The organism is Pedobacter psychroterrae, assembly GCF_004331695.1.
In the GTDB taxonomy this organism is placed as follows: domain Bacteria; phylum Bacteroidota; class Bacteroidia; order Sphingobacteriales; family Sphingobacteriaceae; genus Pedobacter; species Pedobacter psychroterrae.
Genome location: NZ_SJSL01000001.1, coordinates 88,136 through 102,473, shown reverse-complemented (window position 1 = coordinate 102,473; position 14,338 = coordinate 88,136). Strand labels below are relative to the sequence as shown.

Here is a 14,338-nt window from a genome sequence, read left to right as displayed (position 1 = left end):
GAACCCATCCTAAGACATTTAGGATGGGTTTCTTTAAAAATTTGTTTTAAGGCTTAGCCTCCGCAAGATCTGCAACGGGTAACACATCCCGGCGCCCGTCAGGATCCATCAGTTCCATTAACTTGATGCCCAGCAAGCCGTCCATAGCCGAAGCACCGTTAGGCCCGCTGCTGCCGATCAGCACATCGGGAATGAGTTTAACCCTACCTTTCGATAACTCTTCTGTAATTTTATACCTGGTAAAGTTCTCTCCTCCCAAGGCCTTAACAGCCAGTTCGTATGCCTCGGCGGTTGATTTACCGACCGCCAAAATCTTACCCGCCTCGGCACTACCCGTTAGCGAAATCATCTCAGCCTCAGCAGAGGCCCGCAGTTTAATCGCTTCAGAATCCGCATGTGCCCTGGCTTTCGTCGCCTCTGCTTCTGCATGGGCTCTCATCTTAGTAGCCTCAGCTTCAGCTCCTACCGCAAGTTTAACACCAGCTGCATCACCCTCAGATTTTTTTACCGTTGCGCTGGCTGTGCGTTCAGCAATCTCTACGCTTTGCTGCGCTTTAACCATGTCCTTTTGCATATCGGCGATGGCGGTTTCTTTTTCCATTCCCTGACGGGTTTCCTGCGCCTGCTTCTGCGTATTGTAAGTGACCTTCTGCTCTTCAGCAATTTTTCGGTCTGTTAAGGTTTTCATTAACGATTCCGGCGGAACAATATCACCAATCAGCGTATCCACAGCATTCACATTATACTCATCAAGGACTTTGCGGATGTGTTCTTTTGCAGATTCCTGACGCTCTTTACGTGTACTCAGAAACGCAATGACATCACTGTCCTGTGCCGAGTTGCGAAAATAATTACCAATCGTCGGCTCAAGCACCTGAGAAACCAGGTTCACCATATTGCCGAACCGGGCAATCACCTTCGGTGCCTCAGTGGTAGGAACATGAATGATCTGCGCGACATCCAGGTTAAAAGGAAAGCCGTCTTTTGACCTTACCGTAATGGTAGATAAATTTTTATCAAGGTTGTGTGCCTCACTCCGTGCAGCTGCCCAATTCAAAACCAGATTGGTGGTTGGTACGGGTTCCACTTTCATCACATATTTATTAATGGGATACTTTCCCGGGCCAAGCGGCTCTACCCATACGCCTTTTGAACCTTTCGCTACAATATTACCATGCTTAAAATCAGCTCCTGTCAAATCGTTTCCGTCATTTCCAATATAGGAAATCACCACACCCACATACCCAATGGCAATTTCGGTCATTGGAATCTGCTCCAGCTGGATCGCCCAGGGGTTAAGATTGTAAGAACCGGCCAATACCACCTGTGGCTGCAAACCACGGTTACCTCCCTTTTTAATAAACTCATCAAAATCTTGAAAGTTGTTATGGCCTTCAATCAGCTTACCAGCAATCTGATCCCGGTCTATAGGTAAACCATCCAAAGCGGTCACAATCCCTACCATACTTTCCTGGATCCTGACCATGTCAGTCACAGAAACCTGGAAAAGCAGCGTGTTAATCCGGTAAGAACCCGATGTGATGTAGCTAGTCTGCCTGCCCCGCTGACCTCCGCTTTGCAGAAATGTCACCGCATCCTGAAAGTTATCACACTCGACCTTGTGCCCCAGGATATTTCCGGTAGGGATCTCCGCCCCGTCTTTGGCCATAATCAGACCGATCATACCTTCAGGGATTACGGTAAATTCCTCCATGGTCACCGCATACTGCCAAAACCACATGCCAAAATACAGCCCTGGTGCCAGTGTCTTTCCCTGAAAGCCTGCTTCGCCTTTTATAGCAATTATCCTCCCGTCGGGTAGCTCTTTACCCGGACCATACAAGACAAACTTCTTGGTAACCAGTCCGAGCCTGTCTTCAGGAACAACAACCATCCCGAAGAAAAACCGTAAAATATATTTGTTTAATATTGCACACATCAGTGCCACCACCACCCACCAGTAATTTAAAATGAGCGCTTCCATAGTCATACATTTCTATCTTTTATCGCCTGAAAACCATTCTTCAGACGCGATATCTAGGTCAAATTAAATGCTTAGTTTGATCATTTTCTACTATTTTTCAATATATATTTTCATCGTTTTTAATGCCTAAAAGGCGATTCAAGAGGCATTTTTGCAGAAATTCCACCTGCACTTGATGATCCTGCAGATCGCTCGTTAGAGGGCCTGAGAAAGCTCAAAAATCAGAAACGGTGTACGGCGAGCTTGCGGACAATGAACGGTAACGGATTTTTCTAGATAAATGACTTTTTTACGTTCCGGATTTTCATGTATATAAATTTTAAATACCTGCATGCATGACAGTACTTAGAGAACGGCTATGGAACAAAGGATCCCCAGACAATCAACTTCAAAGTTACATACATGTGATCAAAGGAACCTCCAATACCTATAACTTTATCGTGCAATTATAAACAAAAGAAAAATGTTGGATTCAGTACATCCTGTTGATTCAATTTATTCTACAGAAAAATAAATGGTTTAGGATTGAAGCTAAAGCCACGTTAGACGAGACAGTTGAATCGCAAAAGGGAATAAATTGTTCGTAGGATAGCCATATATGGAAACTTTATATACTAAAGATAAGTAACAGTTGTGGTCGGCAAACTACAATTGCAAAAAGACTACTTCATATTATATAGAAAGCACTGCTCGGATTTCTTTCCTGAAAGAAATAATAATATCTTAGTTGGACCAAATATCTATTATGAAACGTACTCTCCACATCAAAATAATTGTTGCTTTAGTCTTTATGTTAGCAAGTTTGACTTTGAACCTACATGCTCAGCACGAGCTTTCCCCAAGCCTAAGCGCTTCATGAAAGACACCATTTGGGTTTTATCAGAAACCTGATTGAGTTTGAAATATACATAGTTTCAGAAATTTATTAAATCTAAAATACCAAAATTCCCATTCTTTAAATCTCAGGCCACCGTAAAAACCTAAAGATTGCTATTTTAATAAAACGGTGGAATAGTTGGACATCGGCCTTTGTATAATTAAATAAGGAGGGTTAATACAAGAGTGAAAGATTTCATGGAAATTGTTGATTAACTTAATTTATATAGTAAAATGTCATGAAAAAATCCTTATACCACGACAGCTTAGCTTGTTTTGATTTTGGTAAAACTTATGCGTAATTTTGCAGTTCACAAAAATATAATCATATGTCATCAGTAGTGATGTATAACATGATTTCTTGGTGTTTCTTGCTCATAAAAAAGCCCTCTGAATATATTTTTAAACTGTTTTATCTTTCATGCAATTTCGTGATATAAATAAATAGTGTGCAAATAGTGTGCAAATCCTATATTTGTTAGATGTCTACTGCTAGAATAATACTTGATACCAGACGAGCCAAATCCAATGGGCTTTTTCCAATCAAAATTCGAGTCGCCAATGTAAAATCCTGGAAACTTTACACGACGGGATACTCTTTAAGCAAGGAGGATTTTGAAAAACTTCAAAGGTCAAAGAACCTAAATGAAGGTTTAAAAGCAGTTAAGCGAAAGCTTGATTCAATGAGAGAGAGAGCAGACATTATACTTGAAAAGGTAGATCCCTTTAATTTTGATCTTTTCGAAACACAGTTTTTAAATAAGGGTAATCGGTCAGATCTACTATTTCTCATTCGAAGCAAAGCTAAGTTGTTTGGTGAAAATGAACAATATTCAAGTCAGAATCTTTATAACCAAACTGCAGCTTTCCTTGAGGCCTATGTAAAAGGTGACAAAAAAGACGATTTGACCTCTATTCAATTGCCTGTAAAGATGGTAACCGCTATTTGGCTCCAGAACCTTGAAAGATGGGCGCTAAAGCAAACATATGTAAAGAAAGGTAAAGGCCTGAATAAAGAAGTAAAAAGGTTAATGTATAACCAAACTACTATCGGAATGTACCTTATTAGGGTAAGAAGTGTTTTCAATGATATAATCAGCAATAAGGAACTAAGTCCAGAAGCATACCCATTTCATAAGGCGGATAACAAAAGCGGTTATAAAATTCCTCAAGCCATAAATAATAAGCGCCCATTAGATCTAGATAGAATCATGGAGTTTTATAACTATAAGCCAGCCAACAATGGGGAACAATTGGCGAAAGACTTTTTTCTTTTTAGTTATCTGTCTGGAGGGATGAATATGGTTGATATTTTCAAACTTAAGTGGTCAAACATTCAAAATGATCAATTTTCATTTATCAGAAAGAAAACGGAAAACAAGACAGGGAGTGCTATGATGATTTTCATCCCGCTCAGAGAAGAATTAAACGAAATAATTGATCGTCAAGGCAGTAAAAAAGCGGGTAATGATTATATTTTCAATCTCATACCTGCAAATGCTGATGAAAAAGAATTGATTCGTAGAACACGTGGCGCTATATCGGCAATTAACGCTTCGCTAAAAAAGATTGCCATTAAATTGGGATGGGAAGAAAGTCCAAGTACTTATTTTGCAAGACATGCTTTTAGCAATAATCAAATGAACAGCGAAGTTCCACTTGCTCATATTTCCAAACAACTTGGGCACAAAAACATTAAGACTACACAAAATTACTTAGACAACTTCACGACTGGAAGTTTCAGCAAAAGTATACAGCCGTTATGCCATTAAACTGACACCTCTTTCCGGCTTAAACTGATCAGTTAATTTCGGTTGAAAGTGGCGTTTATGACATCCAGAGGCGCTTTTTTGTGGATAAATGCTCCTGTATATCTTTTTCGTGTAAGGCATATTGCGAGGCTCTGATTGAGTTTCACTCCTTCACCCGAGCTAGTAGTCGTTCTGATCTGTGGACGTCTTTAAAACGCCTTATTTGAGGCTTCGAATATTTTGTTGTGATTAAACCGGATTTTGCTGTCATTCGACTCTCTGAAGTGGTAAAACGAGGTCTAGAGCAGATTGATTATATTTGAACTACAAATCCATACCAAAGGTTCCTTCTTATGGCCTAGCTCAAGCGGCCAGTTTGGCCCGAAATGAAGCGGCCATCTTTATTGAAATATACAACCATTGAGCAAATCATATATCTTTACGTGCGTATATAAACTAGTTATAAACCATTTAAAGGAAAGAAATGAAACAATTATTAAGCATCTTATTATTAATGTCCTCGCTTTCATTAGTTCATGGCCAGAATTTGCCATGGATAAAATTTTATTGGACGGGAGATAGTATTGGGGATCGTTACTTTGATAAGCTAACAATGGATGTTCCTATAAAAATTGATAACATTCCTTTCCAATTAAAAGCTCAGCTTGATTTGGGTGCTGAAAACACAATGCTATATGGCAATTCTTTTCAACCATACTTGGAATTTGAGAAGGCTTTAAAGAATAAAATTGATTCGAGTACACTTATTTGGATTCAAGGTAAAAAGAATCCCACTTTAAAAGGTGTTAATCTTAAATTAGATAATATTTTATTTTCGAATATAGATATAGTCCTTTTTAATGGATTTGGTGACACTTTAACATTAGATTCGATTCATACCAATACAATAAAGCATGTTGGCACTATCGCCCCTGATCTTTTTCAAAATAAAATCCTTGTTATTGATTACCCTAATAAAAGGCTTTGTGTTCTGGATGAATTACCCAAGCGATTTTTAAAAGGGATGTCTTTTGTAGATTTCAAAATAAGGAAAGGTCGGATTAAAATTCCATTTCAAATCAATAACAAAGAGCAAGATTTATTATTTGATACAGGGGCAAGCTTATTCCCTCTTTTTACAACCAACCACAACATAAATGATGTTTCTGATGAAAATCAGGCAATTGCTGATTCATTGTTAATTTCAACATGGGGTGAATATTATTATATTTATGGAAAAGAAACTATTCATGAAGTTAAATTAGGTAACAGAGTTTTACCTCCAACCAAAGCTTACTTCACTGACAGAAAGGATATGATTAACTTTTTTAAGGAAGAAGAAATTTGGGGCTCAACTGGAAATGCTTACTTTTTAAATAATGTGGTAGTTATAGATTATAAGAATAAAAGATTTGGAGTAAAATAAAACGGTTTATAACATTATATAAAAGCAATAGCGGGTGAAGTGGTAAATCAAGGTATATAAATTTAATGAACTTTTGTGGAGGTGGATAGGTAATTGCCTTGAAATCCGCTACTGCTCTTATACTTGACCGTTAGGCGTAACGCTGGAAGTTTCAGCAAAAGTATACAGCCGTTATGCCATTAAACTGACACCTCTTTCCGGCTTAAACTGATCAGTTAATTTCGGTTGAAAGTGGCGTTTATGACATCCAGAGGCGCTTTTTTGTGGATAAATGCTCCGGTATATCTTTTTCGTGTAAGGCATATTGCGAGGCTCTGATTGAGTTTCACTCCTTCACCCGAGCTAGTAGTCATTCTGATCTGTGGACGTCTTTAAAACGCCTTATTTGAGGCTTCGAATATTTTGTTGTGATTAAACCGGATTTTGCTGTCATTCGACTCTCTGAAGTGGTAAAACGAGGTCTAGAGCAGATTGATTATATTTGAACTACAAATCCATACCAAAGGTTCCTTCTTATGGCCTAGCTCAAGCGGCCAGTTTGGCCCGAAATGAAGCGGCCATCTTTATTGAAATATACAACCTATTACTGTACCACCTAAGAATAGATTGAGTAGGAAGATAGATAATGCATTTCTTTTCTTTCTTCCAATGATAGAAGGAAGGAGATACAAGAATAGAAATATTACACCAAGGATAACGAACAATAAGTATGTTTTTGATTCCATTAATTTTAAAAAGTTGTTATTCTTTCACGTGTTTTCTTTTCTGTTATCACGATAACAATTCAAATATAATAGAAAAAACACATACATGTATGTGTGGCGCTTGAATTTTGATTTTCGTATTTGCACCCGATGCAAAAGCATTCTTTAATAACTGAAGTTGAACAATATGTCATTGACAGGGTTAAATCCATGCGCAATGAAAGAGGTATCTCACAGGCAAAATTGGCAAACCTTTTAGAGGTGTCTCAAGGTTTTATTGGTGATTGTGAAAACCCTAAATACAGGGCAAAATATAATTTAAACCATATCAATAGGCTTGCAAAAATATTTAACTGTTCCTTTCAAGATTTCTTTCCTGATTCTCCATTTGATTAGTTCAGTTGCAATAGCCTGGATTAAACAACCGTCAATAGTCTTTAAATGGTTTATTGAATACTAGTAGAATGTCATGACAAAGTACTTATCCGCTACCAATATGTACACTTTTGAATTTGGCTAAACTAATGCGTAATTTTGTGCCAGAAAAGTTCATCATTCCAAAGAATAGTGTGCAAAAAGTGTGCAATAGTATTTATGGAATGATATAACTATCTAAAAATTAGAAACTTAATTAAATATCATATGTCATCAGTAGAGACAACTTACGTTCCTTACAAAGTTAAGGACATTTCACTGGCAGAATGGGGCCGCAAAGAGATTGGATTAGCAGAGGCAGAGATGCCGGGGCTAATGTCATTGCGTGAAGAATTTGGCCCATCTAAACCATTAAAGGGTGCACGCATCGCAGGATGTCTGCACATGACCATCCAGACTGCAGTTTTAATTGAAACATTGGTAGAACTGGGTGCTGAAGTAACCTGGTCTTCATGCAATATATTTTCTACACAAGACCATGCTGCTGCTGCTATTGCTGCTGCGGGTATCCAGGTATATGCCTGGAAAGGTCTGGATGAAGAAAGCTTTGACTGGTGCATCGAGCAAACTTTGCATTTTGGTCCTGACCGTCAGCCTTTAAACATGATTCTGGATGATGGAGGCGATTTGACCAATATGGTGTTTGACAGATTCCCTGAATTGCTTGCTGACATCAAAGGCTTGTCTGAAGAGACTACCACCGGTGTTCACCGTTTATACGAGCGCATGAAAAACGGAACATTGCACTTACCTGCAATTAACGTAAATGACTCAGTGACCAAATCTAAATTTGATAACAAATATGGCTGCCGCGAGTCGTTGGTAGATGCGATCCGTCGTGCTACTGACATCATGATGGCTGGTAAAGTTGCGGTTGTTGTAGGTTATGGCGATGTGGGTAAAGGTTCGGCAGAATCTTTAAGCTCACAAGGCGTACGGGTGATTGTATCTGAAATTGACCCGATCTGTGCATTACAAGCTGCGATGGAAGGTTATGAAGTGAAGAAATTTGCTACAGCTGTTTTAGAAGCCGATATCATTGTAACTTCTACAGGTAACTGTGACATCGTTCGTGCTGAGCATTTTAAAGTAATGAAAGACAAAGCGATCGTTTGTAACATTGGTCACTTTGACAATGAGATCGACGTAGCATGGTTAAACAAAAACTACGGTGATACTAAAGTGGAAATCAAACCTCAGGTAGATTTATATACCATTGATGGTAAAGATATCATTTTATTGGCCGAAGGCCGTTTGGTAAACCTTGGTTGCGCTACAGGACACCCTAGCTTCGTAATGTCTAACTCATTCACCAACCAGACACTTGCACAATTAGAGCTTTGGACCAATACAGATAAGTATGAGAACAAGGTATATGTATTGCCTAAATACCTGGATGAGAAAGTTGCCCGTTTACACCTGGCTAAAATAGGTGTGGAACTGGATGTGCTGGATCAGCACCAGGCCGATTATATTGGCGTACCGGTTGAAGGTCCGTTTAAACCGGAAGCTTACAGGTACTAAACTGATCTGCGATTGGGATCGTAGATTTACGATTCCCTACATAAAAAGAGGGATGTAGCCAATAGCTGCATCCCTCTTTCTTTTATAGCTTTACTACCAGTCCGTAATTTACAAAATCGGCCTGTGCAAAATGCATATACGTTCTGGCCTGGATGCCAATATGTGGTGTTACGTAGATAGTAGGCCCAAATCCCCAATACCAGGTTGCATTTTTAAAGAACCGGTTGTAATGAAGGTATTTTCCTATTTGTGTATTGATGGTTACCCGCCAAAAGTTGAAATCAGAACTCAGGCTTAGTCCGGTACGCCAGCGGTCGAATGATGTGCCATAATTCTGAAAAGTTTCATTGGCATTTAAAGGGTCAAAAACCGTGTAATAGTATATAGCATCCACACCGGTTTTAATGGTGATCAGGTCGTTCATGTGAAAATTGTAACCTGCGAAAAAAGCACTCCTATACTTTGCCCGCTTTTGCTCAAATACCCCGCGTTGTCCAAAACCAGCCATAAATTCAAACGAGTTTCTCTGAAGTGTCTGGAAAGGGCGGAGGTTAAGGCCTGACGATTCGCGGCTCTTTTCTGCGGAAGACTTAGTATGCTGACCTGGTGTTATTTTAGCGCCGATATAGGCATTTACCGTGTTAAGCCCGCCATTGGGTACCAGGTAACCACCATTGGACAAGTGGACATAGCCAAGCCCTGCCAGCAATTTGAAGTTAGGCGACAGTGAGAATTGAGCGCCGACATCGGCTTTTAACATTTCATTGATATGTGAACCGATAAACCTGTTTTCCCGATGGGTAAAAAAGGTTTTAGTACTATAAGATGCGCCTGCTGCGGGGGTAAATACAATGTCTGTCTTTCCAAGTTTAAGTACCCGGATCTCAATCTGTGCCAGGAGGCCAAAGGCTGATCCCAATGCATGGGATATGGTATCTCCTACACCCCTGAAGTTATCAAAATTCCTCACCACCAGTTCCAGGCCATAGCTTTTAGCCCTGGCAATCTTGGCCCATTCAGGAATGTTGTCTTCCAGATTTTTTTGATAGGCAAGGTCTACGCCATAAAGCCTGTCATGCAACAGATGTCCCTGATCTAGCAATGCATGGGCACCAAATACAGGTTTAACTACCAGGGAAGTGCTGCGCTGTTGGGCATACACGGGTGCCTGATGGCTCATTAACATCAGAAAACCGGCAAATAGTACAGAAGGAATAAACTTGAACAATCCGGATAACTTCATTTTAATTTTTGCCATAACTATAAGTCAGCACAATGGAGCCGTAATGATAAGCCTTTGCATTTCCTTCAGACTCCCGGGATTTGAGGGTGACGATAAATTTAGAAGACCACCTGGCTGCTGCAAAATTAACACCTAATTGCTGTGAATATACAAAATTCCTGAGTCCAAAAGTTATTGGTCCTTTATCCTTAATAAACAACCCCCCCTCTATAGTAGCATCATAAGCCGCATAGTTCAACTGTGGTTTGGTAAAAAAGAAGAGTTCGTTCTTGACTTTGGCCTTAGCACCTTTTTTATTGACGATCCTGCTGTTGGCGTAGGACGATTGAGGAAAGGGGTTGAAGTTTCCAATGCGTATGACTGCTCCGGCATTGGCACCTGTAAAGGTATTGCCGATTAACACACCTGAAGCCCCGCTGATGTCCAGATGACCATTTGCAGTTCTGTAAAATAAGTGGGTATAAGCCAGTTCCATATTTATCGCTGCCTCATTGTTCAGCTGATATTCCCATCCGTTTACAGGGTACATACCCAATACATTGTGGAAAATTGTTTGTGTCTGTTCTCCCAGGGCTCCCGGGCCTATAATGCCGAGTTGGGCGGATGCTCTTAAGATATCTTCATTTTTATAATATAGATTCAGGGCAACGCCTCCATAGAGGTAGGCAGTAAAAGGCCTGTCGTGCAAATCCACATTGTCTGCATTCGCAGAATAAGGATTATATATCTTCTGTCCCGCCTCAAATTCAATGACTTTCTTTTCTATATTCCCTGTTAGTTTATCCTGGTCCAGGGCATGTCGGTGATAACCAAATATTCCATTGGTATAGTACCTGTCCTGCATATAGGCAATATAAACATCATTATCCGTCATGGCCCCAACTTCATTTTGATAGGTTTGTCCATAAGCTGTTGTGCAGGTAAAAAAGATTATAAGCAGCGTGAGGGTCCTTAATTCGTTGATAAAGATCATATTGTTATTTGCGCCTTAAAATTAATTATTATTATCTGGTTTGCTATCTAAATTTTATCAGCTAGCTTTAAAAAAAAATCTATTGGGCATCGATGACAGATCACTTCTTTAAGCATCCATTAGTTAATCTTCATTATTACCGTTTTGGCAAAGGCCCAAAGACAATGCTCTGCTTTCATGGATTGGGTATGCACGGCAAGCAGTTTACCGTACTTGAAAAGGAACTGGGGGAGGAGTATACTTTTTTTGGTTTCGACCTGTTCTTTCATAAGGAAACCTTACTGAATAATAATGAACTTCGGGAGATTAAAAAGGGCATAACCCAGCAAGCGCTTACAGCGCTCTTTATTGATTTCTGTACCCATCAACAGATAGACAGGTTTTCAATTATGGCCTATTCTATGGGTACGTTTTATGCTGCTGCATTGATGAGGTTTATTCCTGAACGTATAGACGAATCGTTTTTAATTGCGCCAAGCTTTCTGAAGCCTCCTAGGGTATTGGACTTTCTGGCGAATAACAAAGCCGCTAATTTCTTTTTTGAAAAGTTATTACTTAGTGAAAATGGCCTTAAAGTACTTTTGAAGGCCTGCTTGAAAATGCGTATTGTAGATCAGAGCAATTATGAAATATTATATAGAGAAATAGCAACCGCTCAGTTGAGGTTTGATTTTTATGCCAATGTTACCTATTTAAAACATATGGATGTGAATTATCAGGTGCTGGCAGATGCTATAAATAAAGAGAACATCAACTGCTATTTTATATTTGGGGAAAGAGACAAGTCAATACCGGCTCATACAGCAAGTAAACTTTTGCCTAAATTAAAAAACGCAAAGAAAATAATACTCGCTGAGGGGCATGACCTGGTGACTGTTCGTTTAACAAAAAAAATGTTATTTTGCGGGCATGATGATCAAAGCTAAGCCTTTTCCGACCTGGGTATTAGTTGTCCTGGGACATATCGTTTCCTGGTTTTTGCGAAGAAAGCTAAATCGTATCCAGATTTTTGATGTCCCAATAAAACAAGCGCATTCCTACATATTGATGTGTAATCATTTTAGTTTCCTGGATGGTTTTATTGCCGCTCATTTATTAAGAAAAGCTATTTATGAAAAAAATAAGCAGGTAAAGAGCATGTATATCATGGTGTTGGAAAAGCAGTTGCAGCAGAATAAATGGATTACCAGGTTTGGAGGTTTCTCCATTGCACCTGGTACTGCTTCTGCTAAAGAGAGCCTAAACTACGCCGCGGAAATATTGAGTGTGCCGGGAAATGTGCTCTTTCTTTTTCCGCAGGGAAGAATTGAGTCCAATCATACAAGGGTGATGGAATTAAAATCAGGTATCGCAGACATTGTTCCGCAAATAAAGGGCGACTGTCAGTTGCTGTGGAGTTCCAACCTGATTGAATATTACGAAAGCATAAATCCCTCTGTGTATTGCCATATGCTGGACTGTGGTACCAATCATGATTTTAATTTTCTGGAACTTTGTGACCGTATAAATACACATCATTTAAATGCCATAAAAAAGCAGATTAGGTTTAGCGAATAATGTGTTTGTTATCTTTGCAAGTAAATTAATATAAATAAGAAAAGATGTATCCTGAATATTTAGTTGAACCAATGCGCGCTGAGCTTACCAATGTGGGCTTTGAAGAATTGAAAACAGCAGAAGCAGTAGACAGTGCCATCGGCAATGAAGGAACTGTTTTTGTAGTGGTAAACTCTGTTTGCGGCTGTGCTGCGGCCAATGCACGTCCTGCAGCAAGAATGGCTGCTGCCAATGAAAAACACCCTGATAAACTGGTTACTGTTTTTGCAGGAATGGAAAAAGATGCGGTAGACAGGGCCAGAGGCTATATGTTGCCTTTCCCTCCTTCATCTCCTTCTATGGCGTTGTTTAAAGATGGTAAACTGGTTCATATGATCGAGCGCCATCAGATAGAAGGCCGCCCGGCTCAAATGATAGCCGATAGCCTGATCGGTGCTTTTGAACAATATTGCTAGAGTTTTTAGAGTTAATAAAAAAGGGAGCTGTCTTAATGATAGTTCCCTTTTTGTTTTAATTAGCAGCTATGCGCCAGATGGTATTACTTACATCATCGGCTACCAGGATGGCTCCATCTGACGTTACGGCTACGCCTACGGGTCTGCCGTATACTTCTCCTTTTTCGGGATCAGCAATAAATCCAGTCAGGAAATCCTGCAAAGGACCGCTCGGTTTTCCATCTTTAAAAGGGACAAAAGCTACCTTATAACCTGAAAGTGCCGATCTGTTCCATGATCCGTGCTGGCCAATGAAAGCTCCGTTCTGATATTTCTGAGGAAATTTGCTGCCTGTATAAAAGGCAAGTCCCAATGATGCAGTGTGCGCACCTACAGGTACATCGGGAACTATGGCTTTAGCTACCAGTTCTGGTTTTAAACCCTTCATTCTTGGGTCTTCATGCTGTCCATAATAGGAGTATGGCCAACCATAAAAGCCACCTTTTTGCACGCTGGTGATGTAATCAGGAACTAACTCATCACCCAGTCCGTCACGCTCATTTACCGCTGTCCATAAGGTATTGGTGCCAGGTGCCCACGCCATTCCCACCGGATTTCTCAGTCCGCTGGCATAAACAGTTTCTCCTGTCCCGTCAGGGTTGATCTCCAGGATGTTTGCCCTGCGTGCTTCGTACTCCATTCCATTTTCACCAACATTACTTCCCGAACCCACAGATACATAGATCTTTGAATTGTCGGCATTTGCAATCAGGTTCCTTGTCCAGTGATTGTTGTACCCACCCGCCGGAAGACTTAGGATCTTGGTGCCAGCTGCTGTTATTTTTGTATCGCCGCTCTTGTATGGATATTTCATTAGTCCATCTGTATTGGCTACATAAAATGAGTTTCCTATGATCAGCACACCATATGGCTGGTTTAGACCTGTGATATAATTCGATTGTAATTCAGGCTTACCGTCATTGTCTGCATCTCTGAGCAGCACAACCGTATTGGCACTTTCTCCGGCTACTTCAGCCTTAGCTTTACCTGTGATGGCATTTATTATTTTTTCTTTTGCTGAACGCTCAGAATTAGACAATACAACAAATATATCCCCGTTTGGGGCTACATAGATATTTCTGGGACTCTTATAGTCTGTGGCAAATTTGGTCACGGTAAAGCCCTCTGGTGCAATGGGGGCCTTATCAGCAGGCCAGCCAATTACTTTACTGAACTTGTTTTTGGACGCATTCGTGTCAGGTTCTGGTAATCCGCTTTGCGCCATAGTATCTGTTTGGATGCTGTCGGTAGCCGTACCGGTCTCATCGGTTTTGCCGGAATTGCAGGCAAATACCAAGGGTAATGCTGCAATAAGAAGAAGTAATTTTTTCATAGGGGATTTTTATGGTAAAATAAGTCATGACCAATAAT

General features: G+C 40.1%; 12 protein-coding genes. 7 read left to right on the top strand and 5 right to left on the bottom strand.

Annotation, left to right across the window (positions count from 1 at the left end):
• Nucleotides 1-46: 46 nt before the first annotated feature.
• Nucleotides 47-1,984 (bottom strand): SPFH domain-containing protein, encoded by a 1,938-nt coding sequence (locus tag EZ437_RS00445; protein WP_131592081.1) that lies wholly within the window; start codon nucleotides 1,982-1,984, stop codon nucleotides 47-49.
• Nucleotides 1,985-3,342: 1,358 nt separating this feature from the next.
• Between EZ437_RS00445 and EZ437_RS00440 the strand changes: the two genes are divergently transcribed.
• Nucleotides 3,343-4,632, top strand: coding sequence for a tyrosine-type recombinase/integrase (locus EZ437_RS00440; RefSeq protein WP_131592079.1), 1,290 nt, complete (start codon nucleotides 3,343-3,345; stop codon nucleotides 4,630-4,632).
• A gap of 463 nt (nucleotides 4,633-5,095) precedes the next feature.
• Entirely contained in the window at nucleotides 5,096-6,037 is a 942-nt protein-coding gene (locus EZ437_RS00435; RefSeq protein ID WP_131592077.1) for a hypothetical protein, read from the top strand.
• Nucleotides 6,038-6,600: 563 nt separating this feature from the next.
• Here EZ437_RS00435 and EZ437_RS22025 read toward each other — a convergent pair.
• Nucleotides 6,601-6,762: a superinfection immunity protein gene (locus EZ437_RS22025; protein ID WP_131592075.1), complete on the bottom strand. Its 162-nt coding sequence runs from the start codon at nucleotides 6,760-6,762 to the stop codon at nucleotides 6,601-6,603.
• Between the two features lie 129 nt (nucleotides 6,763-6,891).
• On the opposite strand from EZ437_RS22025, the gene EZ437_RS00425 reads away from it, so the two are divergent.
• Both EZ437_RS00425 and ahcY read left to right on the top strand, forming a co-directional pair.
• Nucleotides 6,892-7,137 (top strand): helix-turn-helix transcriptional regulator, encoded by a 246-nt coding sequence (locus tag EZ437_RS00425; RefSeq protein ID WP_225869458.1) that lies wholly within the window; start codon nucleotides 6,892-6,894, stop codon nucleotides 7,135-7,137.
• Nucleotides 7,138-7,383: 246 nt separating this feature from the next.
• On the top strand, nucleotides 7,384-8,700 hold the full coding sequence (gene ahcY, locus EZ437_RS00420) for an adenosylhomocysteinase (protein ID WP_131592073.1): 1,317 nt from the start codon (nucleotides 7,384-7,386) through the stop codon (nucleotides 8,698-8,700).
• Between the two features lie 82 nt (nucleotides 8,701-8,782).
• Here the strand turns inward: ahcY and EZ437_RS00415 are convergent, their stop codons facing one another.
• On the bottom strand, nucleotides 8,783-9,958 hold the full coding sequence (locus tag EZ437_RS00415) for an acyloxyacyl hydrolase (RefSeq protein WP_131592071.1): 1,176 nt from the start codon (nucleotides 9,956-9,958) through the stop codon (nucleotides 8,783-8,785).
• The gene (locus tag EZ437_RS00410; RefSeq protein ID WP_131592069.1) at nucleotides 9,945-10,916 is read right to left on the bottom strand and encodes a lipid A deacylase LpxR family protein; all 972 of its coding nucleotides are present in this window, start codon (nucleotides 10,914-10,916) and stop codon (nucleotides 9,945-9,947) included. The genes EZ437_RS00415 and EZ437_RS00410 overlap by 14 nt, the downstream gene beginning before the upstream one ends.
• Before the next feature lie 92 nt (nucleotides 10,917-11,008).
• Here EZ437_RS00410 and EZ437_RS00405 point away from each other — a divergent pair, with 92 nt between their 5' ends.
• Genes EZ437_RS00405 through EZ437_RS00395 form a run of 3 tightly spaced genes read left to right on the top strand, consistent with a single transcriptional unit; the run spans nucleotide 11,009 to nucleotide 12,928 of the window.
• Nucleotides 11,009-11,842: an alpha/beta fold hydrolase gene (locus EZ437_RS00405; protein WP_131592067.1), complete on the top strand. Its 834-nt coding sequence runs from the start codon at nucleotides 11,009-11,011 to the stop codon at nucleotides 11,840-11,842.
• Nucleotides 11,826-12,473, top strand: a complete 648-nt coding sequence (locus tag EZ437_RS00400; RefSeq protein WP_131592065.1) for a 1-acyl-sn-glycerol-3-phosphate acyltransferase — start codon at nucleotides 11,826-11,828, stop codon at nucleotides 12,471-12,473. The genes EZ437_RS00405 and EZ437_RS00400 overlap by 17 nt, the downstream gene beginning before the upstream one ends.
• Nucleotides 12,474-12,517: 44 nt before the next feature.
• Entirely contained in the window at nucleotides 12,518-12,928 is a 411-nt protein-coding gene (locus EZ437_RS00395) for a BrxA/BrxB family bacilliredoxin (RefSeq protein ID WP_131592063.1), read from the top strand.
• Between the two features lie 55 nt (nucleotides 12,929-12,983).
• Here EZ437_RS00395 and EZ437_RS00390 read toward each other — a convergent pair whose 3' ends face one another.
• Nucleotides 12,984-14,300, bottom strand: coding sequence for a PQQ-dependent sugar dehydrogenase (locus EZ437_RS00390; RefSeq protein ID WP_131592061.1), 1,317 nt, complete (start codon nucleotides 14,298-14,300; stop codon nucleotides 12,984-12,986).
• Between the last annotated feature and the right edge of the window lie 38 nt (nucleotides 14,301-14,338).

Coding starts and splice junctions, on each gene's coding strand:
- EZ437_RS00445 (WP_131592081.1), bottom strand. CDS start 1,984: ATGGAAGCGCTCATTTTAAATTACTGGTGGGTGGTGGTGGCACTGATG.
- EZ437_RS00440 (WP_131592079.1), top strand. CDS start 3,343: ATGTCTACTGCTAGAATAATACTTGATACCAGACGAGCCAAATCCAAT.
- EZ437_RS00435 (WP_131592077.1), top strand. CDS start 5,096: ATGAAACAATTATTAAGCATCTTATTATTAATGTCCTCGCTTTCATTA.
- EZ437_RS22025 (WP_131592075.1), bottom strand. CDS start 6,762: ATGGAATCAAAAACATACTTATTGTTCGTTATCCTTGGTGTAATATTT.
- EZ437_RS00425 (WP_225869458.1), top strand. CDS start 6,892: ATGCAAAAGCATTCTTTAATAACTGAAGTTGAACAATATGTCATTGAC.
- ahcY (WP_131592073.1), top strand. CDS start 7,384: ATGTCATCAGTAGAGACAACTTACGTTCCTTACAAAGTTAAGGACATT.
- EZ437_RS00415 (WP_131592071.1), bottom strand. CDS start 9,958: ATGGCAAAAATTAAAATGAAGTTATCCGGATTGTTCAAGTTTATTCCT.
- EZ437_RS00410 (WP_131592069.1), bottom strand. CDS start 10,916: ATGATCTTTATCAACGAATTAAGGACCCTCACGCTGCTTATAATCTTT.
- EZ437_RS00405 (WP_131592067.1), top strand. CDS start 11,009: ATGACAGATCACTTCTTTAAGCATCCATTAGTTAATCTTCATTATTAC.
- EZ437_RS00400 (WP_131592065.1), top strand. CDS start 11,826: ATGATGATCAAAGCTAAGCCTTTTCCGACCTGGGTATTAGTTGTCCTG.
- EZ437_RS00395 (WP_131592063.1), top strand. CDS start 12,518: ATGTATCCTGAATATTTAGTTGAACCAATGCGCGCTGAGCTTACCAAT.
- EZ437_RS00390 (WP_131592061.1), bottom strand. CDS start 14,300: ATGAAAAAATTACTTCTTCTTATTGCAGCATTACCCTTGGTATTTGCC.